The 22,262-nt window shown below is 66.7% G+C and carries 18 protein-coding genes; 7 read left to right on the forward strand and 11 right to left on the reverse strand.

The window, feature by feature from the left end; translation table 11 throughout:
- Nucleotides 1-12: 12 nt before the first annotated feature.
- The 5 genes from U9J33_RS19230 to U9J33_RS19250 form a co-directional block, all read right to left on the reverse strand.
- Nucleotides 13-1,563 carry a long-chain-fatty-acid--CoA ligase gene (locus tag U9J33_RS19230; RefSeq protein ID WP_324699947.1) on the reverse strand — a complete coding sequence of 517 codons (1,551 nt, stop codon included), beginning with the start codon at nucleotides 1,561-1,563 and terminating at the stop codon, nucleotides 13-15.
- A 39-nt stretch (nucleotides 1,564-1,602) separates the two neighbouring features.
- A complete protein-coding gene (locus U9J33_RS19235; protein ID WP_324699717.1) occupies nucleotides 1,603-3,147 on the reverse strand; it encodes a hypothetical protein in 1,545 nt (514 codons plus the stop codon).
- Between the two features lie 16 nt (nucleotides 3,148-3,163).
- A complete protein-coding gene (locus U9J33_RS19240; RefSeq protein WP_324699718.1) occupies nucleotides 3,164-5,953 on the reverse strand; it encodes a TonB-dependent receptor plug domain-containing protein in 2,790 nt (929 codons plus the stop codon).
- Nucleotides 5,954-6,123: 170 nt separating this feature from the next.
- Nucleotides 6,124-6,831, reverse strand: coding sequence for a TetR/AcrR family transcriptional regulator (locus U9J33_RS19245; RefSeq protein WP_054435995.1), 708 nt, complete (start codon nucleotides 6,829-6,831; stop codon nucleotides 6,124-6,126).
- A 156-nt stretch (nucleotides 6,832-6,987) separates the two neighbouring features.
- Complete coding sequence (locus U9J33_RS19250; RefSeq protein WP_054435994.1) at nucleotides 6,988-7,338, reverse strand: hypothetical protein; 351 nt, start codon at nucleotides 7,336-7,338, stop codon at nucleotides 6,988-6,990.
- 169 nt (nucleotides 7,339-7,507) lie between these two features.
- On the opposite strand from U9J33_RS19250, the gene U9J33_RS19255 reads away from it, so the two are divergent.
- Together U9J33_RS19255 and proP are read left to right on the forward strand one after the other, a co-directional pair.
- Nucleotides 7,508-9,568, forward strand: a complete 2,061-nt coding sequence (locus U9J33_RS19255; protein ID WP_324699719.1) for an AsmA family protein — start codon at nucleotides 7,508-7,510, stop codon at nucleotides 9,566-9,568.
- A 236-nt stretch (nucleotides 9,569-9,804) separates the two neighbouring features.
- The gene (gene proP / locus U9J33_RS19260) at nucleotides 9,805-11,295 is read left to right on the forward strand and encodes a glycine betaine/L-proline transporter ProP (RefSeq protein ID WP_054435993.1); all 1,491 of its coding nucleotides are present in this window, start codon (nucleotides 9,805-9,807) and stop codon (nucleotides 11,293-11,295) included.
- A 60-nt stretch (nucleotides 11,296-11,355) separates the two neighbouring features.
- Here proP and U9J33_RS19265 read toward each other — a convergent pair whose 3' ends face one another.
- On the reverse strand, nucleotides 11,356-12,126 hold the full coding sequence (locus U9J33_RS19265) for a S1/P1 nuclease (protein WP_420719914.1): 771 nt from the start codon (nucleotides 12,124-12,126) through the stop codon (nucleotides 11,356-11,358).
- Nucleotides 12,127-12,346: 220 nt separating this feature from the next.
- Here U9J33_RS19265 and U9J33_RS19270 point away from each other — a divergent pair, with 220 nt between their 5' ends.
- Complete coding sequence (locus U9J33_RS19270; protein WP_420719915.1) at nucleotides 12,347-13,396, forward strand: phosphatase PAP2 family protein; 1,050 nt, start codon at nucleotides 12,347-12,349, stop codon at nucleotides 13,394-13,396.
- Between the two features lie 14 nt (nucleotides 13,397-13,410).
- On the opposite strand, the gene soxR is transcribed toward U9J33_RS19270, so the two are convergent.
- Nucleotides 13,411-13,875 carry a redox-sensitive transcriptional activator SoxR gene (soxR, locus tag U9J33_RS19275; protein ID WP_292636565.1) on the reverse strand — a complete coding sequence of 155 codons (465 nt, stop codon included), beginning with the start codon at nucleotides 13,873-13,875 and terminating at the stop codon, nucleotides 13,411-13,413.
- Between the two features lie 194 nt (nucleotides 13,876-14,069).
- On the opposite strand from soxR, the gene U9J33_RS19280 reads away from it, so the two are divergent.
- The 4 genes from U9J33_RS19280 to U9J33_RS19295 are packed head-to-tail and all read left to right on the forward strand — an operon-like array spanning nucleotide 14,070 to nucleotide 19,869.
- Nucleotides 14,070-14,225, forward strand: a complete 156-nt coding sequence (locus U9J33_RS19280; RefSeq protein WP_324699722.1) for a hypothetical protein — start codon at nucleotides 14,070-14,072, stop codon at nucleotides 14,223-14,225.
- A 5-nt stretch (nucleotides 14,226-14,230) separates the two neighbouring features.
- Nucleotides 14,231-15,349 (forward strand): efflux RND transporter periplasmic adaptor subunit, encoded by a 1,119-nt coding sequence (locus U9J33_RS19285; RefSeq protein WP_324699723.1) that lies wholly within the window; start codon nucleotides 14,231-14,233, stop codon nucleotides 15,347-15,349.
- Between the two features lies 1 nt (nucleotide 15,350).
- Nucleotides 15,351-18,434, forward strand: a complete 3,084-nt coding sequence (locus U9J33_RS19290; RefSeq protein ID WP_324699724.1) for an efflux RND transporter permease subunit — start codon at nucleotides 15,351-15,353, stop codon at nucleotides 18,432-18,434.
- A complete protein-coding gene (locus U9J33_RS19295; RefSeq protein WP_324699725.1) occupies nucleotides 18,427-19,869 on the forward strand; it encodes an efflux transporter outer membrane subunit in 1,443 nt (480 codons plus the stop codon). Before U9J33_RS19290 ends, U9J33_RS19295 begins: the two co-directional genes overlap by 8 nt.
- A 222-nt stretch (nucleotides 19,870-20,091) precedes the next feature.
- Here U9J33_RS19295 and U9J33_RS19300 read toward each other — a convergent pair whose 3' ends face one another.
- The 4 genes from U9J33_RS19300 to U9J33_RS19315 form a co-directional block, all read right to left on the reverse strand.
- Complete coding sequence (locus U9J33_RS19300) at nucleotides 20,092-20,235, reverse strand: hypothetical protein (RefSeq protein ID WP_292636567.1); 144 nt, start codon at nucleotides 20,233-20,235, stop codon at nucleotides 20,092-20,094.
- A gap of 446 nt (nucleotides 20,236-20,681) precedes the next feature.
- On the reverse strand, nucleotides 20,682-21,023 hold the full coding sequence (locus tag U9J33_RS19305; protein WP_324699948.1) for a S24/S26 family peptidase: 342 nt from the start codon (nucleotides 21,021-21,023) through the stop codon (nucleotides 20,682-20,684).
- Between the two features lie 23 nt (nucleotides 21,024-21,046).
- Nucleotides 21,047-21,544, reverse strand: a complete 498-nt coding sequence (gene sodN / locus U9J33_RS19310) for a superoxide dismutase, Ni (protein ID WP_324699726.1) — start codon at nucleotides 21,542-21,544, stop codon at nucleotides 21,047-21,049.
- A gap of 115 nt (nucleotides 21,545-21,659) precedes the next feature.
- A complete protein-coding gene (locus tag U9J33_RS19315) occupies nucleotides 21,660-22,253 on the reverse strand; it encodes a HupE/UreJ family protein (protein WP_324699727.1) in 594 nt (197 codons plus the stop codon).
- Between the last annotated feature and the right edge of the window lie 9 nt (nucleotides 22,254-22,262).

The raw sequence follows: 22,262 nt of genomic DNA on the forward strand, positions 1-22,262 counted from the left end.
ACCTCTATCCCTTTACCGCGCCCGCTCGTCCAGCAGGGCACGAAGCGCTTTCTTGTCGATCTTACCCACGCTCGTACGCGGCAGGCTGTCGACCTCGATCACTTTCTCGGGCACGGCATAGCGGCTCAACCTGCCCGATGCGACATGCCCCTGAAGCACATCGCAGACAGCGCCCGGATCGAAACCACCCGCCGCAACCACGAAGGCAACCGGACGCTCGCCCCACTTCGCGTCGGGCACGCCGATCACCGCCGCTTCGGCAATGCTCCCCTCCGCTTCGAGCAGATTTTCCAGTTCGACCGTGGAAACCCATTCCCCGCCGCTCTTGATCACGTCCTTGAGCCGGTCGACGATGCGCAGCGCGCCGTCGGGATCGCGCGCCGCGACATCTCCGGTATGAAGCCAGCCTCCGGCCCACAAGGCATCGGACGCGGCCTGCGTGGCGTGGCCCTGCGTCAGCCACGGCGCCCGCAGCACCAGCTCTCCTCCGTTTCCGTCCTCGATCCTTGCCTGAACGAACGGGATGGGGAATCCGGCCCGGCTGAGCGCTCCGGTATCCTCGCCATCCTCGCCGCGCGCCAGCGATATGACCGGCCCCGTCTCGGACATGCCATAACCGACCACCGTGGTGATCCCGGCACGCCGGGCCTCCCGTGCCAGCGCCTCCGGAAGAGCGGCCCCGCCGATCACCACTGTCCACGGCGCCAGCGATGAGCTCTCCGCCCCATTCGCATCGAGCAACATGCGCAGGATCGTCGGCACGCAGTGAGACAGGGTCACGCCTTCCCGCCGCTTCAGCGCGAGCAGCCGCGCCGGATCGTAGCGGCCCGGATAGACCTGCTTCGAACCCAGCATCGTCGCCACATAAGGCATGCCCCAGGCGTGAACGTGGAACATCGGCGTCATCGGCATATAGACGTCGGAACGCCGCATGCCCTGGCCATCGGGTTGGTTGGCCAGGGCTGCTGACAGCGCCAGCGTATGCAGAACCAGTTGCCGGTGCGTGAAGAAGACCTGCTTGGGATCGCCGGTGGTGCCGGTCGTGTGAAACGTGGTGGCGACCGCGTTCTCATCGAAATCCGCAAAGACGAAATCCGGTGAGGAGTCTGCCAGCAGCACCTCGTAATCGTCGCAAGTCGTGCCTGCCATGACGATCGCCTCCCTGATGGCAGGCTGTCCGCGCAGCAGTTCGGCACAGATCGGCGCAAAGTCGGCGTTGTAAAGCAGGAGCGACGCTCCCGACTGCTCCAGCGTGAAGGCGATCTGGGCGGGCGAGAGGCGGACGTTGACCGTCTGCAGCACCGCTCCCATCATCGGGATCGCGAAGTAGCATTCGAGATAGCGGTGGCTGTCCCAGTCCATCACCGCCACGGTGTCACCCGGCCTGACGCCCTTTCCGGCAAGCAGCGATGCCAGCCGCGCCACCCGCTGGGTGAAAACGGGATATGTCAGCCGCAAGTCTCCGCTGACGATCTCGGCCGAACTCTGACCGGCGACATTAGCAAGCAGGTGGCGGATCAGCAGCGGGCAGGAATAGGCCTCGGCCGCCGGGGTGTTCAATATCCGGGGAACATTCAAGAGAGGGTCTCCAGAGGAGGGAAGTCAGGCAGGGTTCGGGCAGGCGGCGCGGCGTGCGGTGTCCGGCCCCGAGACGGGATCGGCCCCGAGGCTGGCGTCACCGCCCTTCAATTCCGCAAGCGAGAAGCGATCGGTAGCCTTGATCGTTTCCGCTATCATCGCCGTCTGCCGGGCCGCGAGGTCGGCATCCAGCTTGTCCATATGGCCGTTGGGGGCGATGCCGAGCAGATAGTTCGGCCCGGAAATGCACGCGACGTGCGGAATGCCGCTGTTGTGAAACACGCGCCCGGTAGTGTAGCCCGGCCCCTGTTCCACGGCATGTCTCAGCAGGTCGTGCCGCCTGATCCCGGCAACGATCTGCTCGGTCAGCGGCCCCGCTGTGGCCGGCCAGTTCATGTACTCGTTGTGGCCGGTGGCCGCGTAGCCCTTGCCGGGAACGTCGGCCCATTCGCTGGCGCCAAGGTGCTCGATCGTGAACGCTGCCGCCGCGCGCTTCATCAGATCCGGGTGGGCAAGCGCCCAGCCGGGCGCTTCGGGCATGTCGCCGCTCATGTGCCCGGGCCATCCCGCGAAGACGAGCGTCCGGCGCAGCCTTTGCGCCTCCGGCAGGCTGGCGAAATGACGCGCGAGTTGCAGCACGGCCATGCAGCCGTTTTCCTCGATGAAGTTCTGGCCATCGGTGTGCGTGTCCACGATCACCACTTCCTCGCTCTTTCCGGGGAGGATCGCGGTGATCTGCGGCACCAGCCCTTCCACCCATTCCGCATCGAGCGTGAGGTGCGCGCTGCGCCCCGCCCTGGCCGCGGCACGCAAGGCTTCCCCCTGGTCCTGGCCGACGAACAACGCGGGCACTTTTGCCTTGTAGGGAGAGGCATGGGGCGAGAAATTGCCCGCGATCATTGCCGATGAAGCATCGAGAATGATCGCCACGCCCGCCGCGCCGCGTGCTGCAAGATCGTCCATCTGGAACGAGGGCATCGTCCAGAGCCGGTGATAATTCGTATCCAGCACGTCCGCCGCACTTTCCCCCCGCAAGTGGATAAAATGCGGGTGGACTATGCTGCTCAGCGCCATGCGCGGAAGATGCGCCTCGAAGACCAGCACGCTGCCTTTCGCAAATTCGGGCAGATCCGCGGGACCATTGGGCCCGAGTTCACCGGCATGGACGAGCGGCCCCGTCACCCCCTCCGGCCCGGTCGGCTGCGACCGGACGAAGTAGGCGACATTCGCGACTGCACGCCGCGCCGTGCCTTCGATCAGGTCGAGGCCCCAGCGCTTCGGCTCCCATCGGTGATAGGCATAAGCCTCGCATGGGCCGGTTTGCAGGCCGGCCGCGGTGAGTTCCCGGCCCAGCCAGTCCACGAACCGCAAGTGATTGGCATTACCCGGCAGGCGCGGGCCGAAATCCACCATCTGCTGGTAGTCTCGCCTGATCCGCTCGGCATCGGGGAGCGGCACCATCGCACGATTTTTCGCGGCGAATGCCCGTGCGGCGGGGTTGAGGCCTGCCGCCGCAATGGCTCCGGCCACCAGCGCCGCGCGGCGTGACAAAGGCGGGAAACTCGGCATCGTCTATACTCCGCGATCAGAATGTGAGGTTGATGCCGGCGGTGAACTGACGGCCGATAACGTCGTAAAGCTGGGGGTTCGTCGGGATGAACGTCACCAGCGTGCCGTTCGGCGCCAGCGGCGGATCGCGATCGAACAGATTGTTGATCGTCGCGTAGAAACGGAATTTTTCACCCACCCGGTAAGAGGCGGTAACGTCGGTATAGAAGACCGATTTCACGGTGTTGTCCTCGATCGTCACCGGTTCGTGCCGCGTCACGTCGTACCGGCCTGCCGCAATGAAGCGCTCCTGCACGAAAAGATCGAAGGCGCCGCGCGTCCAGTTGAGGTTCCCCGTGGCGGTCCAGCGCGGGTTGGCGGTAAGGCCCACCTCCCCGGCACGGTCGGTCGAGGTGCCGTTGCTGATGTCCTGCCGCTGTTTCTGGAGATAGCTGGCGACAACGCGGAACTGCGTCGCCCCGCCAAGCATCCCGCCGCCGGGGCGGTAGCTCATCTCGAAGTCGATTCCCGCGCTTTTCAGGCGGTTGAGATTGAGCGTCGGGGATTCGATGCGCGTGATCGCTCCGGCATCGTTGCGGGTGATATTGGCGCAGAGCGCCGTCGCTCCCGCCTGGCACTGATCGAGCGTGATCTGCGGCGTCAGCGAGGAAATCACGCCGTCGAGATCGATCGAATAGTAATCCGCCGAAAACGTCAGTCCCGGCGCGAAAGCGGGGGTAAGCACGAGGCCGGCGGTGTAGGTCCTGGCGCGCTCGGGCTTGAGCTGGGCATTGCCCCGCGTGACCTGGATGATCGGCACGGTGACGCCGTTCTCGATCACCGAGCCGGTGTTCTGGACGGTGCCCGCGAACAGTTCGGGCACGTTGGGCGCCCGGATATCGCGCGAAACCGTGCCCCGCAGGCGGACACCGGAGACCGGCTCCCAGACAAGGCCGGCCTTCCACGTCGTCACCCCGCCGCTGGTGCTGTAATCGGTGTAGCGAACCGCCGCATTGAGATCGAGCGCGTGGAGGAACGGCAGGTCGCGCGCCAGCGGCACGGCGGCTTCGGCAAAGAGCTCCCACAAGTGATAGCCGCCCGAAACCGGGAAGACGTTGGTGAGCAGATAGCCGCCGGGCTGGTTGAGGTAAGCTGCTGGAAAACCGCGAATTCCGGTAGCATCATTGACGCTCGGCCCGATGTCGTCGGAAACCTGGTCGAGCTCGATCCGCCGGTACTGCCCGCCCGCCGCCAGCGAGACTTCTCCCGCCCAGGTCGAGAACGGCCGCGCCCGTACCGAGATGTCGGCCACGTCCTGCGTGAAATCCGTCCGGTAGGCGGCGGTGCCTTCCACATAGTCGATCGCCTCCTGCGAAGGCGCGCCCTGACCGAAGAGGTTGAGCGGCACACAACCGGGGTAGAGACCGGGGTTGGTCAGGCTGACGCGGCAGACGATCTGGCCGCTGGCGGGATCGCGCACGGCATCGGCGGCGGCGTAGAGCCTTTCGAGCACCACGTTGTTGTCGGTCCGGATTTTCGTCCGGTTCTTGCTGTGGCCATAGTACCCTTCGACCAGCAGGTCCGAGGGCCCGGTGAAACGGAAGCCCGCCTTGAAATCCATCGTCTGCGCCTTGGCGGTGGCGTTGGCCGGGTCTCCGAAATCGAAGTTTAGGCGGCCCATCGCGAAGGCGGGGGTGTTGGTTGCGGTCAGCACCTGCTGCACGGAGGGATCGAGGAAAGCATTGCCGCTGTAGATCGTGAAGCCGTTGAAGCCGCCGAGGTTGAACTGCTGCACCTGGTTGTAGTGGTTGCGCGCCAGGGCAAGGCTGCCTTCGCCGAACAGCGTCAGCGTCGGGGTCACGTCGAATTCGCCGTGCGCGAAGTAGCTTTGCGTGCGGATCGCGGCGGACAGGTTGCTGAACACTTGCGCGCCGTCGCCGCCCACCTGGATGAGGCCGGATTGCACGGTGCCGCGAGAGAACGGCACGAGCGTGCCGTCCGGCGCGAACTGCTGCATCGCCAGCGGTCCGCTGAGGATCAACCCGCCGGGCGCCGCGGTCGAGGCGCGCAGGTCGTCGCGGAAGATGAGCTGGCCGGGGACGGCCGGATTGCTGAGGAAGCCGGTGGCCCGCCGCCCCCAGCTCCGCTCGGCGACGCTCTGCAAGCCGCCGGCATCGTAATAGGACGCGCTGGCGACGATCCGCCCGCCCCCTTCGGCGAAGCTGTGCCCGGCGGTGAGGCTGGCCTTGTAGGTGGGCACGTCGCCCCGCCCGGAAATGCCCGATTGCAATGTAGCCTTGAGACCGGTGAAGCGCGTGTCGAGCACGAAGTTCACCACGCCCGCCACCGCATCGGACCCGTAGGCCGCCGAAGCGCCCCCGGTGACGACATCGACCCGCTTTATGAGCGGTTCGGGCAGGAGATTGATATCGGTGGAGCCATCCCGCGCGGAAGGCGCGGCGCGACGGCCGTCCACCAGCACGAGCGTGCGCTGCGTGCCCAGATTGCGCAAGTTCAGGTAGCTGCCGGTTCCGGGGCCGGTAGCGGCGGTGAAGCCGCCGGTCGGCCGCGTGGAGCCGCGGAAGGCGGGAAGCTGGTTCAGCCCTTCCGCGATCAGGCCCGGCTGCGCCTTGGTGAGCGCATCGGACGAGATCACCGTCACCGGCGTCGGCGCCTGCGACCCGTCGCGGATGGCGCGCGATCCGGTGACGACGATGGCGGCGCCCTCCTGCGGATCGGCCGGAGCCGCCGCGCGATCAGCCGCTTGCGCTATTTCCGCACCCGCTCCTTCCTGAGCCGAGACCGGCGCCGCGATCAATGCGGGCACACATGTCGATGCGAGCAGAATCCCTCGAAACATTCGCCGCCCTTTCAGTCGTGGGTCTGCGGCGCTTTTCGCACCGTCTGCCCATCCATCTCCTGACGGCGAAAGTCTCGCGTTGGACGGCGCGAGTCAATATATTTCTTTTCTCAAAAAGAAAGATGTTTGCGGGAACGTCAGCGCTCCGTTTCGCAAGCCTGCGCCGATGCGCAAAGCGCGCGGATTCCGCCAGCAACGAAAGCGGGAAGCCGGTCGGCGATACCGGCGAAATCCGAGGACCGGACTTCGCCTTTCGAAATCCGGTCGATGCGCCCGGTCTGCCCGAGCGAGAACGTGAAGGCGCCGGTGAGGAAGTGATACCCCCAATAGAGCGTCTCGATCGGGGCCTGCGGCATCAGGCGCTGCATGTCGGCGATGAGCACCTGGGAAACCTCGTCGAACACCTCGGACATCAGCGAGTGCATCGCGCCCTTCGAACTGTTCACATAGGCGACGATCGCCGCGTAATTGCGATGCCCCTCGTCCCGCTGGGCCATGTCGAAACCGGGGCGGACAAAGGCGTCGATCAGGCCCTCCAGCGTTCCCTTGTCGCCGTATTCCCGGCGATAGGCTTCCAGCGCTTCGTATCGGGCGGCATTGATGAGCGGGCCGCGCCGCCGGAAGACCGCCGCGAAAAGCTGCTCCTTGTCGCCGAAATAATAGCGCATCAGCGCGGTATCGACGCCTGCCATGGCCGCCACGCTCGCCAGCGTGGTGCCGTTGTATCCCTTGGACGCGAATTCCGCCTCGGCATGGTCGAGGATCAGCGTCATGGATTCCTCGCGCCGCTCGGCATTGGGACGGCGCGACGCAGGTTTCTTCTTCTCGTTCTGTTTTTTCGTCACTTACCGATCCCGGGCATGCTGCTCCGGCCGAAAGCACGACCGGGCTTGCTTCCCCAGATATCAATTTTGTCCGGCAAGTCGAAGCCGTAGACCGGCCCCTCCCACGATTTCCCTGTCGCAATCGCCGGCGCGAAGGCTCTCGCGATCGGTTACGACCTAGCGCCCGACGCTGGACAGGCGCACGAGATCGGAGCTTTCGCGGCTCGATGCATTGTCGGGATATTCGACAAGTCCGTCCGGCCGCAGGATCGTGAGGTCCGAATCCTCGACCGCGCCGTTGAGCGTTACCGGCCAGGTCACCGACATCGGCACCATCTGGCCCGGAATCCGGAAAGTATCGATCCGCCATGCCAGAATCTGGCTGGTCTCCGACATTTTCGCCGGATCGCCATCTCCATGAACGATGAAGAACCCGATCGGAGCGGGCACGCATGTCGTGGAGATCAGCTCGTAATCCATCCGGTTCTCCATGACCATGCCCCCATCGCGCCCGTCCGGAACGGACATTTGCGGTACTCATGCCGATCTACCGCAATTCGGCTTACGGCAAACTTACAAGGTGGCAAGGCACGTTCATGCCCGCGAACCGCCACATTTGCGCGAAGTTCGGCCCATCGGTTGCACGGCGCGTCCCGGCGGCGCAACCAAATGGCCTGCCCGCGCGCTTTGCCGCATCATGGACGCGCCTCTCCACAGCGACGATCGGGAAGCCCCGCCCGGCAATCCACACCGGGCGCGCGCCTTGCGCATCCTGCGCAATGTCGTGCTCGTGCTGGTCGGCGCGATCTTCGCGGTGTGGCTGGTGCTGTTCGTGACCAAGGGCCGTTTCCTCAAGCACTCGTTCGAGCGGATCGCCACATCGATGACCGAACGCAAGGTCAGCGTGAGCGGAGACTTCCAGCTCTACTTCGCGCCGCTGCGGATCAAGTTCGTGGCCGAAGGGCTGGACGTTGCCAACCCGCAATGGGCCAAACGGCCCAGCTTCTTCGCCGCCCGCCGCATGGAGGCGCGGATCGCGCCGCTTTCGCTCCTGTTCGGCCGCCGGCACTTTCACAGCCTTGACCTGACGCAGGGCGAGGCCGATCTCGAATGGGATGCCGCACACCGGCACAATACCTGGACTTTCGGCAGTTCCGGCACCGGCAAGCCGCTTGAATTCCCGCGCATCGACCGCGCTGCCGTTTCCGGCACCCGCATCCGCTACAGCGACCCGCAGATGCCGCTCACGGCCGACCTCCTGGTCGATCCCGTGGTTTCCACCGACGCGCGGATCGGCAAGGCCGTGGCGGTTCGCGGCACCGGCACATTGCGCAGCACCCCGTTCCAGGTCGAGGCGCGCCTGCTCACCCCCGATGCCACGGTCAATCGCGGCCGCAACGCGCTGGAGGCGCACATCCGGGCGGCGAACAACGTTATCGACGTATCGGGCACCCTGCCCTCGATCGCCGATGTCGAACGCGTCCCCCTTCGCGTGCGCGCGCAGGGCCGCGATCTCTCCGAACTGCTGGGCATCATCGACGTCGCGATCCCGCAGACCCGGCGCTACGCCCTGAAAGCGCAGATGGTGAAGGACGGCGAGACTTACCGCTTCACCGGCATGACCGGCACGTTCGGCCAGTCGGACCTGTCCGGCCGCTTCACGGTGACCAACGCCAAGCGCCTGCGGCTTGACGCCACCCTCGCCACGCGGCGGCTGGACATCGTCGATGCCGCTCCGTTCATCGGCTACAATCCCGATATCGTCGCCTCGAAAGGCGCGGTAGCGGCGGCGGCGGCAACGGGCGCGGGCGCGCAGCGCGTCCTGCCCGACGCCGCCCTGCCGGTGGAGGCGATGCAGCGCTTCGATGCCGGGCTGGACTGGAAGGTCGGCGTGGTCCGCTCGCGCAATGTGCCGGTGCAGGACATCTCACTGCGGCTTGCGCTTGAACAGGGCCGGCTCAAGCTTTCGCCGCTGACATTCTCGATGGCGCGGGGCGACGTGTCCGCCGATCTCGTTTTCAACACCCGCCAGCGCCCTTCCGCCGTCAGTTACGATATCCGCCTCTCGCCCACGCCGATGGGCCGCCTGCTGTCGGGCTACGGCGTGGCGGAGGCGGGAACTTCCGGCACCATCCGCGGGCGGATCAAGCTGGAGGGGCGCGGCGATACCATCCACGATTCCCTCGCCACCGCATCCGGGCGGCTGGCTTTCGTGATGCCGCAAGGCACGTTCTGGACCCGCAACGTGCAGCTGGCCGAACTGGACCTCGGCACGTTCGCGTCGAAGATGTTCGAGGGCAAGCTCAAGAAGCCGGTCGAGATCAACTGCGGACTGGTGGCCTTCACCGTTCGCGGCGGACTGGCGGCGGCCGACCCGATCCTGATCGACACCAGCAAGAACGTCATCACCGGGCGCGGTGGCTTCAGCTTCGATACCGAGGCGGTAGACCTTGCGATCCGTGCCGACGGGAAGAAGTTCAGCCTGTTCTCCGGCCAGTCGCCCGTCGGGATTCATGGCCACTTCGCAAAGCCCTCGCTCGACATCGTCAGCAAGCAGCTGGTCGGCCGGGCCGGGGTGGGGCTCGGCCTTGCGGTGGTTGCCACGCCGGTTGCCGGGCTGCTCGCCTTCGTGGACGTGGGCGACGCCAAGTCCGCCGCCTGCGGCCCGGTCCTCGCCGGGGCGACAGCCGCCGCGCAGCGCACCTCCAGGGGCAAGCCGCGCGACGATCTGGGCAAGGCGGACAGCCGGAAAAAGTGATGGAGACCTTTCGAACGAAAGCGATTTTTGCGCGGCGCCCCCCTTGCGCCTCGTCCCGGCCGAGGCACGGCTCGCCCATTAACGCCCCACATTTGCGGTAGGCGTGCCTATGGGGGCGGTCCATCGCTTGATGCCCTGACGGGTATCGCACCCTTTCACGGCCGCCCTGCGGCCGCTCCCACCGGCTGATTGTGGCGCGCCCTTGCGTGCCTGCGCCGGTTCCATCGGAGACGTACATGACCAAACCCCATGCGCATCATGCGCATTTCGGCTGGTTCAAATCCAGCCGCGACCTCGTCGTAGACGATGTCACGCTGGTGGACCGTTCGCAGCTCAATCGCGCGGTTGCCGCCGCCGCGCTCGGCAATGCCATGGAATGGTTCGATTTCGGCGTTTACGGCTACATCGCGGTCACCTTGGGTCATGTCTTCTTCCCCACCGGCAATCCCGCCGTCCAGCTTATCGCCACGCTGGCGACGTTCGCCGCCGCCTTCCTGGTGCGGCCGCTCGGCGGGCTGGTGTTCGGCCCGCTCGGCGATCGGTACGGCCGCCACCGGATCCTCGCGCTGACGATGGTGATGATGGCCGTGGGCACCTTCGCCATCGGCCTGATCCCTTCCTACGCGAAGATCGGCATGGCCGCGCCGCTGCTGCTGCTGCTGGCACGGCTGGTCCAGGGTTTCTCGACCGGCGGGGAGTACGGCGGCGCCGCGACGTTCATCGCCGAATACTCCACCGACCGGAACCGCGGGCTCATGGGAAGCTGGCTGGAGTTCGGCACGCTGGGCGGCTACATCGCCGGGGCCGGCACGGTAACCGCGCTGCAATTCGCGCTGAGCGATGCCGACATGCTGGCCTGGGGCTGGCGCATCCCGTTCCTGATCGCCGGCCCGCTTGGCCTGCTTGGCCTCTACATGCGCCTGAAGCTGGAGGAAACGCCCGCCTTCCGCATCTATTCGGAGCAGGCCGACAAGCGCGAAAGCGAGCGCCCCGGACTGCGCGCCCTGTTCAGGGGCCACTGGCGCCAGCTTCTGAAGTGCGCCGGGCTGGTGCTGGTGTTCAACGTCACCGATTACATGCTGCTCACTTACATGCCCAATTACCTGAGCGTGACGATGGGCTATGCGGAGAGCAAGGGGCTGTTGCTGATCATCATCGTCATGCTGGTGATGATGCCGCTCAACGTGCTCGGCGGCCTGTTCAGCGACCGGCTGGGGCGGCGGCCGATGATCATCGGGGCCTGCGCGGCACTGTTCCTGCTGGCGATCCCTTCGATGCTGCTGATCGGCACCGGCAACGACTGGCTGATCTTCCTCGGCCTGATGACGCTGGGCGTGGCGCTGGTCTGCTTCACCAGTTCGATGCCCTCGACCCTGCCGGCGCTGTTCTACACCCCGGTGCGCTACAGCGCGCTGTCGATCGCGTTCAACCTCTCGGTCTCGCTGTTCGGAGGGACGACGCCGCTGGTCACGGCATGGCTGGTCGAACGGACCGGCGATCCCCTCGTACCCGCCTATTACCTGATGGCAGCCGCCACCATCGGCATCGCCACGATGCTGCTGGTCCGGGAAACCGCCGGGATGCCGCTGCGCGGATCACCCCCCGCGGTGGAGACCAGGGCCGAGGCGATCGCCCTTGTGCGGAGCGACCAGCCGGTCACGGTGGACAGCAGCATGCCCCGTGCGCCCGAACCCGCTGCCGCCCCGGTCGGCGCGCTTCCCGCCTGACGCCGCGCTGACAGATGAAGCGATGGCGGCGGATATGCGCCGCCGCCGTCGCTCACGCGGCTACTTGCGCTTGGCCGGACGCAGGGCCGGCGCGGGATTGTCGAAAATCCAGTTGAGATAGGCCGCGATGCGGATGCCCGCCCGTTCGAGCCGGTCGTCCACCTCCTTGCGGTGCTGATAGGCATAGTCCCACGAAAGCGCGGGGTCTGCCGGGTAGATCGTCTTGCGCAGGGCGATGCTCTCTCGCACCCAGACGGCCGGGTCGCGCTCGTTCCATTGCACGACCTGCTCGGGCGTGATCGCGCGGGACAGCCAGCCCGCATATTCCGAATAGGACAGCGATCGCTGTTCGATCAGCCCCGAATCCCACACCGAATGCAGGTTTGTGGCATTGCCGAACCACGTCACCTTCACGGTGTTGCCGCCGCGATCGTCTCCGCCACCGGCATGGAGCGGCTGGTGCAGGTCGCCGATGATGTGGACGATGAAACGCAGCGCCGTGCGCCGGTCTTCCTGCGAGGCCTGCGGATCGCGCAAGGTCGCCGTGAAACGCGCAAGCGCGGTCAGCGCGTCGCCTTCGGGCGGGGCGTCGGACGGCTTGTAGGCGTCGCCCTCGCGCACGGTGACGTAGTGCCACGGGCTGGCCGTCTTCTTCCAGAATTCGGCCGGATCGGACTTCATGTCGTCGGGCCAGGTCGCGGCTTCGGCCAGATCCTCGGTCCCAAGCAGGATCCTGACATTGGCGCGGGCCATGCCGCTCAGGTTCTCCTGCGCGATGGCGCCGGTGATGCGATGGCCGATCGGCCCCCAGGCCTGGGCCGGGGAAGCCATTGCGGCAGCGGAAACGATTGCAAAGGTGAGATAACGCATCGGGCGTCCATACAACAACGCTATCGCCCTGCCACGCCCGGATTTTCAAATGTGGACATTGCACGGGACGCACGCCATGGCGCGCGCCATCGATTGTCCGGTTCATCGAGCCTTAAGCACGATTCGGGCTGATCGCCGCTCTCGTATCCCGCCCGCCGTTCATCCCTTCGGACAAGACGCAATGCCTTCGACGCAGCCATCCTGGTCCGTGCCAGCTCCTTCCGGCACGGCTTTCGGCGATCCCGGCCCTGCAGGCCCGGTTCCCGCCTGCGCCGCCGGCATGGTGACGGCCCCGTCAGCCACCGCGCCGCGCCCGGCACAGGCGTTCATCGTGCGCGGCCCCGCGATCAGGCGGCATTTCCTCGCGGGACTGCTGCTCAGCCTTGTCGTCCTGTCCGTGCTGATGCATTTCGCCCGGCTTCACATCGATCCGCTGCGCGCCAGCAACCTGCCGTACTATGCGGCGGGACTGGTGGCCGCCGCGCTGCGTTTCGCGCTGCCCCGGACAAGCTGGCGCCATGCGGAGGCAGTGGCCCGATTCAGCGAATACGCAGCGCTCTTCACGCTCATCTCGCTCATGGGCGCTACCGCCAGCTACCCGGTCGCCGCGCTGACCCACGGCTATGCCGACGTGGCCCTGCAGCGAATGGACATGGCCATGGGGTTCGACTGGCTCGCATGGTACCGGCTGGTCGCGGCCCACCCCGCGCTCCAGTTCCTGGGAACGGTGGCCTATCGCAGCATCTACGTGACGCCCGTGCTCCTGCTCTGGACCGCCGCCCGCAGCGGTCGTCAGGACGAGGCCTACCGGTTCATCGCCGGGTTCTGGCTGGCGGCGATCGTCACGCTGGTGGTGTTCAGCCTCATGCCCGCAGTCGGCCCGTTCTCGCACCTCTGGCACGGGCCGATCGCCTACATGCCCGAAAGCGAGCTGTGGCAATCGGGCCTGATCCCGGCCCTGCGTGCCCATGCCGTGCATGTGGTGGACCTCGGCCAGTTGCGCGGCATCGTGTCCGCGCCCAGCTTCCACACGGCCGCCGCCGTCCTCTATATCGTGGCAGGCTGGCGCAACGCATCGCTGCGCTGGCCGATCGTGGCGCTCAATGCGGCCATGCTGCTCTCCACCCCGGTGGAGGGAACCCATTACCTGATCGACATGATCCTCGGCGCGGTGGTGGCCTCGCTCTCGCTCGCCCTGATCCGCCTTTACGAGCGCATCGCCGCAAGCTGAAAACGGCGGCGGCCTTACTCCGGCGCCTTTTCCGACTGGGCAGCAGCAAGCAGCCGGGCGCCCGGACCTTCGGATGCGAGCTGATCGCCCGGATTGCGCAGCGGACAATCCTCCAGCGAGAGGCATCCGCAACCGATGCAACTATCCAGCTGGTTGCGAAGCTGGATCAGGCTGGTGATGCGCTCGTCCAGCATCGCGCGCCAGTCGCGGTTCAGGACGTCCCACTGCGCCGCAGTGATCGGCATGGCGGGAAAGCGGTCCAGATGTTCCTTGATGAGCGAAAGCGGCAGGCCCGCGCGCTGGGCGATCCTGATGATCGCCACGCGCCGCAATATCCGGCGTTCGTAGCGCCGCTGGTTCCCCTCGGTTCGCCAGCCTTCGATCAGGCCCTTCTTCTCGTAGAAGTGGATCGTCGACACCGGCACGCCGCTGCGCTGCGCCACTTCGCCCACGGTCAGCGACCGGCTATTTTCCGCCACCCTCTATTCCTCAATCATGGTTCAGGATTTCCACGCGCGTATAGCCGTTAAAACCGCGCGAACATAATCGCTAAACACCGGCATCCTGATCGGAAAATACGATATTGACCTTAACTATAGTTGAGGTTGTAAGAGGCGTGTCGGCTTGCTCCGCGCAAGCTTCCCCCCATGGGAAATCCCCAAGAGGAGCCGACATGATCCTGTTTTACGAGCCCTTGAACCCGGCGATCCGTACGCCGCTCGGCAAGTCTGCCGCGCACCGGATGGGGACCGGGCGGCAAGCGCCGCCCTGCACCGCCGCGCTTCCCCAGGCGGATGGCGGCACCTCCGGCCATGGCATGGCGGGGTGACGGCCATGGAGGAGACTTCGTCAGGCGAAACGCGCGCCCGGCCGGTTCGTACCATAGCGGTCACCGGCGTCGCCCTCGCCGCTCTTCTCGGCGGCCTTTTCCTCTGGCGCGGGCTGCGCAGCGGCGCCGAGGAGCAATGGCCGCAGCAGGCCGTCCCTGTCGCCGCGGTGATCGCCACGCCGCGCGAAGTGCCTCAGGCGATCGAGGCCATCGGCGCCTTGACGGCGGTGCGCGAAGTCACGCTTTCGCCGGAAGTGGCGGGACGCGTTTCCGCGATCCAGTTCGAAGCCGGGCGGCAGGTCTCCGCCGGAGACCTGCTCGTGCAACTCTACGACGGGCCGGAACGCGCCGACAGGCAGGCGGCGGCGGCCCGGGCGCAGTTCTCGCAGCTTCAGTTCGCCCGCTCGAACGGACTGGCGCCCACCGGCGCGGAACCGCGCGAACTGCTCGAACAGCGCCGCGCCGAACGCGACCAGGGCCTGGCATCGGTCAGGCAGATCGACGCTAGGCTGGTGCAGAAGCAGGTGCGGGCGCCTTTCGCGGGGCAGCTCGGCATCCGCCGCGTCAATCTTGGCCAGTATCTCAACCCCGGCGATCCCGTCGTCACGCTGACGGCGCTCGATGCGCTCTACGTCGAATTTGCGGTTCCGCAGCAGGAACTGGCGCGGCTCAAGCCCGGTGCCGGCGTCGCCGTCTCCACCGACGCCTTCCCCGGACGCACTTTCACCGCGCGCGTCAATGCCGTGGAGCCGCAGATCGGCAAGGACACGCGCAACGTCACGGTGCAGGCCCGGCTCGCCAATCCCGATCGCGCGCTGCGACCCGGCATGTACGTCACCGCCGCAATCGCCCTGCCTCCGCGCAAGGACGCGCTGGTGGTGCCCGCCACCGCGATCCAGACATCCGCACAGGGCGACAGCGTGATCGCGGTGCGCGGCAGGGATGCCCGCAAGGGCGGCACGGCGGAGATCGTGCCGGTGCAGATCGGCACGCGGATCGGCAACGCGGTGGTCGTGACAGACGGCATCCGCGCGGGAGACGTCATCGTTTCCGAAGGCCAGCTTCGCGTCCAGCCCGGCGCGCAGGTCAGGGTCACCAGGCTTTCCGCGCAGGAGGCCCGCTGACATGCGCTTCACCGATCTGTTCATCCGCCGCCCGATCCTGGCGATCGTGGTCAGCCTGCTGATCCTGCTCGTCGGCCTGAGCGCGGTCTTCGCCCTCCAGATCCGCCAGTATCCGCGCATGGAAAGCGCCACGATCACCATCGACACCGGCCTTCCCGGCGCGACGCAGGACGTCATGCAAGGCTTCGTGACGACGCCGATCGCCCAGTCCATCGCGACCGCCGGCGGCATCGAATACCTCACCTCCACCTCCACGCAGGGGCGGAGCCATATCGCCGCCAAGCTCGTGCTCAACGCCGATGCCGACCGCGCCATGACCGAGGTTCTCGCCAAGGTGCAGCAGGTCAAGTACCGGCTGCCGGAAGGCGTCACCGATCCGGCCATCGCCAAGATCACCGATGGCGCCTCGGCCATCCAGTACGTCGCTTTCACCAGCGAGCGGCTTTCCGCCTCGCAGATCGCGGACTTCGTGAACCGCGTGGCGCGCCCGCTCATCACTTCGGTGCCGGGCGTCGCCTCGGCCGAGATCAGCGGCGGCGCGCCGCCCGCGATGCGCATCTGGGTCGATCCCGTCAAACTCGGCGGACGCGGCCTTACCGCCGGCGATATCGGCGCGGCCCTGCGCGCCAACAACGTCCAGGCCGCCCCCGGACAGCTCAAGGGCGCGAGCACCGCGATCAACATCACCGCGGGCACGGACCTGCGGGATGTGGAATCCTTCCGCCAGATGGTCGTCAAGGGCGGCTCTTCCGGCGGGCTGGTGCGGCTTGGCGATGTCGCCACGGTCGAACTCGGCGCCCAGAACTACGACGCGCAGGCACTTTCGGCGGGGCACAAGTCCGTAACCGTGGCGATCGCTCCCACACCGGACGGCAATCCGCTGGAAATCGTGGCCGGCGTGAAGGCCCTGCTGCCGCAGATGCAGCGCGTCGCCCCGCCGGGTCTCGAAGTCCGCAGCCAGTTCGATACCGCGCACTTCGTGGAAGCCTCGATCGACGAGGTGGAACATACGCTGATCGAGGCGGTGGCCATCGTCATCGTCGTGATCTTCCTGTTCCTCGGCACGTTCCGCGCCGTCATCATTCCTGTCGTCACCATCCCGCTTTCGCTGCTGGGCACGGCGGCACTGATGCTGGCCTTCGGCTTTTCGCTCAACCTTTTGACCCTGCTGGCGATGGTGCTGGCGATCGGCCTGGTGGTGGATGACGCCATCGTCGTGGTGGAGAACATCCACCGCCATATCGAGGACGGCGCCAGCCCGATCGAGGCCGCGCTGCTAGGCGCGCGGGAGATCGTCGGCCCGGTAATCGCGATGACCATCACGCTGGCGGCGGTCTATGCCCCCATCGGCCTGATGGGCGGGATGACCGGCGCGCTGTTTCGCGAATTCGCCTTCACGCTGGCCGGTTCGGTGATCGTCTCGGGCGTGATCGCGCTCACTCTGTCGCCGATGATGAGCAGCCGCCTGCTTCACGCCAAGATGGGCGAGAGCAGGCTGGAAAAGGCGCTGGAGCGCGCCATGCACGGCCTTACCGCACGGTACGACCGCCTGCTGGGCCGCACTCTTGCCGCACGGGGGGCCGTGCTTCTGGCGGGCGTTGCCATAATGGGCGCCAGCGTGGTGTTCTTCACCGGCGCGGCCCGCGAACTCGCCCCGCAGGAGGACATGGGCTACGTCTTCGTCCAGACCAAGGCCCCGCAATACGCCAATGTCGATTACACCGCGCGGTTCAGCGCCGAAGTCGAGGCGCTGTTCCACAAGGTGCCCGAATATGCGGACAGCTGGTTCGACATGGGCGGCGCGAACGGCGCCAACATGGGCTTCGGCGGCATCATCCTGAAGGAATGGGCGGACCGCACCCGCAGCGCCGATCAGGTTCAGGCCGAGATCGCCGGGTCGGCCGCCGCCGTCACCGGGGTCTACACCGCCGCATTCCAGGACAGCCCGCTCCCGGCGGGCAGCGGCGGCCTGCCGGTGCAGATGGTGATCCGCTCGTCTGACGAGTTTCCCGAAATCCATCGCACGCTGGAAGCGCTCAAGGGCGCGGCATGGGGCAGCGGGCTATTCGCCTTCGTCGATGCCGACCTCGCGTTCGACAGCCAGGAAGCCCACGTCGCCATAGACCGCGCCAAGGCGGGCGAACTGGGCGTCTCGATGGCGGAGATCGCCGATACGCTGGCGCTGATGGTGGGCGAAAACTACGTCAACCGGTTCAACTGGCATGACCGGTCCTACGACGTCATCACCCAGGTCCCGCAGGACCGGCGCCTGACGCCGGACAGTCTCGGCGGCTTCTACGTGAAGACCGGGTCCGGCAGTCTCGTGCCCCTGTCCACCGTGGCCAGCATCACCATCAATCCCCAGCCCAACAAGTTGCCGCAATTCAACCAGATGAACTCCGCGACGATCTCTGCCGTGCTGATGCCCGGCGTCACGATGGGGCAGGCGGTGGACTTCCTGAAGGCCCAGCCGCTGCCGCCGGGCATGACCGTCGACTGGCTGTCCAACAGCCGCCAGTACGTGCACGAGGGCAACCAGCTCACCGTCTCGTTCGCCTTCGCGCTGGTGGTGATCTTCCTCGTGCTGGCCGCCCAGTTCGAAAGCTTCCGCGATCCGCTGGTCATCCTCGTCACCGTGCCGCTCGCGGTCTCGGGCGCGCTGGTGCCGCTCTACCTCGGGTTCACCACGCTCAACATCTACACGCAAATCGGCCTCGTCACCCTGATCGGGCTGATTTCCAAGCACGGAATTCTCATGGTCTCCTTCGCCAACGAAATGCAGCACGCCCACGGCTGGAACCGCGCCGAAGCGATCCGCCATGCCGCCGCCGTGCGCATGCGCCCGATCCTGATGACGACGGCGGCGATGGTCGCGGGCCTCGTTCCCCTGCTCTTCGCGGGCGGCGCGGGCGCGGCCAGCCGCTTTGCCATCGGCATCGTGGTGGTCATGGGGATGCTGATCGGCACGCTGTTCACGCTCTTCGTCCTGCCCACGATCTATACGCTGCTTGCCGGAGATCATCGCCCGAAAGCCCTGGCAGAGGCCGACAGCGCGCCTGGCGAAGGAGGGCTGGCCCATGCGTAAGCGCCCGATCGCAGCCGCGCTCTGCACGCTGCTCGCCGCAGCCTGCGCGGCGGGGCCGGACTACCGCCGCCCTGCCGCCCCCGCCTCGGCCGGAGAAGCCTTCGTGACCCGCGCAGAGGGGATCGATCCGGCGTCTCCCCTGCCCGACGACTGGTGGCGGCTCTACAACGATCCCGTGCTGGACGATCTCGTCGCCCGCGCCTTTGCCGCCAACACGGATCTTCGCGCGGCATCCGCCAACCTCGCCAAGGCACGCGCGGTCCTGTCCGAAGCGCGCGCCGGGCACCTGCCTTCGACCGCGCTTTCGGCGGGCGGCGGCTACGGCGATTCCGTGCAGTTCGGCGGTGGACAGGGCGGATCGGCCCAACTGGCAGGCGCTCAGTGGTCCGGAAACGCTTCCGCATCGCTGTCATGGGAAGCCGACCTGTTCGGCCGCGTGAGCCGCACAGTCGAGGCCGCGCAGGCAGATACGCAAGCGGTCGAGGCCGCGCGCGACGGCGTGCGCGTGCTGGTGGCGGCGGAAACCACCCGCGCCTATCTCGGCGCCTGCGCCAATGCCCATGCGCTGGAGGTCGCCCGCGAATCCGCCGCGGCATCGGCCCGCAGCCGCGATCTGGTTTCCGCGCAGGAGAAGGCAGGCTCAGCCGCCCGCTTCGATGTCGAGCGCGCCGCAACCGCCGCGGCCGGTTCCCGCGCCGCGATCCCGGCGCTGGAAGCGCAGCGGCAGGTCGCGCTGTTCGAACTGGCGGCGCTGCTAGGGGAGACACCGCGTTCCATCCCCGCTGCGGCGCAGGCCTGCTCCCGCCCGCCCGATCTCGCCGGCGCACCGCCCCTGCCGATAGGAGACGGCGCCGCACTGCTGAGGCGCCGGCCGGACCTGCGCGAGGCCGAACGACGGCTGGCGGCGGACACCGCGCGGATCGGGGTGGCGACGGCCGATCTCTATCCCCGGATCAGCCTTGGCGGTTTTGGCGGCTTCCTGCGCAGCGAAACGGTGAAGGGCAGTGATTCCCTGTCCTTCTCGCTCGGCCCGCTGGTTTCGTGGAGCTTCCCCAACATGGCGACCGCACGCACGCGGTTGCGGCAGGCCGAAGCGCAGGGCGACGTGGCGCTGGCGACGTTCGACGGCCGCGTGCTCACCGCCCTGAAGGAAGTCGAACAGGCGCTTGCCCGCGTGGCCCAGGGCCAGCGCCGTCTCGACGATCTTGCCGAAGCCGAAGCCAGCGCCCAGCGGGCGTGGGCCCTTGCCGACCTGCGCTACCGCGCGGGTTCGATCTCGCTGCTCGACCTGCTGGTGGCGCAATCGGCGATGCTGGAAGCACGCTCCGTCCATGCAGCCGCACTCACGCAGCTTTCGTCGGATCGGGTAGACCTGTTCAAGGCCCTTGGCGGCGGATGGCGTCAGGAAAGCACGGCGGAAAGCGCGAAACGCTGAGGTTCGCCCGCCCGCACCGACATTCGCAGCGCGCGCCATCCGGCGCGTCGATCCTCGCGAATGGGAAAAAGTGCAGCCGCAGGAATGCGCGCTGCGAATAGAGGCCGCTGGCGATGGCGGCGGCGCGGGCCGAAATCGACCATCCGCGCGGCAGGCCCCCTAACGGGCAACCTGCATCAGGAGTCCAAGGGTGTGCGTGCGATACACGCGCGCCCCTGGCTCTCAGGCAGCCAGCGGCAGTTCGCGGGCAACAGTCTCGGGCTCGGCAGCGACGGGCGCTTCGGCAGCAGCAGCGGTTTCCGCAAGAGCGGGCATGTGACGTTCGGCCATCACGACATCGCGGCGATAGGCGAAATAGAGGGACATCAGAGAGAACATCGGGATACCTCGTGAAGCAGCGTTCTGCTGCATTGCAACATGTCTGCTATGTGATCCCCGATGGCCCTCGCTGCAAATGCAAGCACCTCGCCTTCGGTTGCAAATCGCGCAACCCACCGATTTGGCCTTCCCCGAGCCGTAAAGTGTGCCCCTGCACGTCCAACGCAAGACGCGGCCTTCCGCTACGAAATGTCTTAAAACGTCCGATTTCTGCGGATTGAATGTCGATACAGGCGGATACCGCTGCCGGTTCGACTGCCATCCTCTTGGCAATCACGACGGCGAATTGGCCCCGATCAGGGTTGAGGCGCACGCTTGCGGTGACAACAACTCAGCCCTCCATTGCATCGCAACGGACGCGACATGCCGTGAGACTCGCGAAACTGCGCAAGGCAATTCACCCGAACCGCATTTGGTTGCACGAAGCGCAAGATTCAACGCGTAAAGCGGCATCGACTTGCGCGGCCCGGCCTGCGCCTCAGCAAACGGATCGATCCCCCCGACAGGCAGGCGACAGCGCGGCCCACCACCTCTTCGGGGGAGACCCGGCCCAGATCGACCGATGGCTGCGAGGCCGCACCATCGCCCGACAGCGCATATGTGCCGTCACCCGCCCGCCTGCCGAGCCGCTTGACCATCATCGGCTCTCCGCACCGGTGCACACAGACGATGTCGCCCTCACCCGGCGAAAACCAGCGCCCGCGCCGCCGCAGGAGGATGTAGTCACCCTCGCGCAAGGTCGGGAGCATGCTGCGCCCCCGGACCCGGACGAGCATCCAGCCAAGCCACCAGCCCGCGCTCACAGCACCGGGTAGACCACCTCGATCGACGGCGGATAGGGACAGGGACGGCGCACCGTCTCGATGTCCTTGGTCACCCAGAATATCTCGGCAAAGCGATTGACCAGTTCGACCAGCTTTTCGCCGTCGGCCCGGTGCACATCCTGCTTGCAGGCGCTGCCGACCATCATGATCCGGTGCGCCAGGTCGTGGATCTCGGGATATTTCTCGATCTGGGGCGCCTTGAAATAGTCGCCCCAGATAACGCGGATTTCGGACTTCACCTTCTCCGCCTCGATCTCCTTCATCGCGATGTTGCGCGACATGGTGTTGTGCCGGGACACCGGATCGGCATCGACCTTCGCCGCGATCTCGTGAAGGATATCCATCATCCGCACCACCGAAACGGCCGCGATCAGCGCCGGGCCGGGATCGTAGATCTTGCAGGGAATGTCGCAGTGGGCCTGGGCTTCCTCGATGCCGGGAATCCGGTCGAGCATGTTTCTGATGAAGAACATCGGCAATCCCTCAATGTCTGGGAGAAAACTCGTCAATGAACTGCAGCGCGATCGCGCGGGCACAGCTTCCATCCACCGCGACATTGCCGAAACGGCGACAAAGCGCGAACAGCAATCAGCCCGCCGCCAGCAGCAACCCGGCCCCGGCCGCGACACCGCCGACGATCCGGGCTGCCGACCGGGCGCGTCCCTGCGCAAGCCCCGCCATGGCCACGCCCGCCGCGATGCCTGCCGCATGAAGGCCGAGCGTGCCGGCAAGGAAGCCGAGGATATAGCGGCTGGACACCATCCCGTCCGCTTCGGCGCCGTGGGCATGGCCGTGGAGGAGTGCGGTGGCTCCGACAAGCACTGCCGCTGCCGCCAGCGGCAGGCGCGCCTGCAGCGCGACGATCAAACCGAGCGCGATAACCGATAGAGCGATGCCGAATTCGACGGCCGACGCGCCGATCGCCGCAGCGCCGATCGAACTGCCCGCCGCCATGCCGGCAAGGAACGTCGCCGGCAAAATCCAGATCGCCCGCCCGCCCAGTTGCACGGCGAGCAGACCCACCAGCACCATCGCCAGAACATGGTCGGCCCCTGACAGCGGATGCACGAACCCTTCGATGAAGCTGGCCTTATGTTCATGGCCCGGATGCGCCAGTGCCGTGGCGGGAAGCAGGAACGCGAAAGCAGCGGAAAGGACGGGGATCGAGGTTTGCATCCGCATGAACGGCTC

The sequence above is a fragment of the Novosphingobium sp. RL4 genome (genome assembly GCF_035658495.1).
Classification (GTDB): Bacteria; Pseudomonadota; Alphaproteobacteria; order Sphingomonadales; family Sphingomonadaceae; genus Novosphingobium.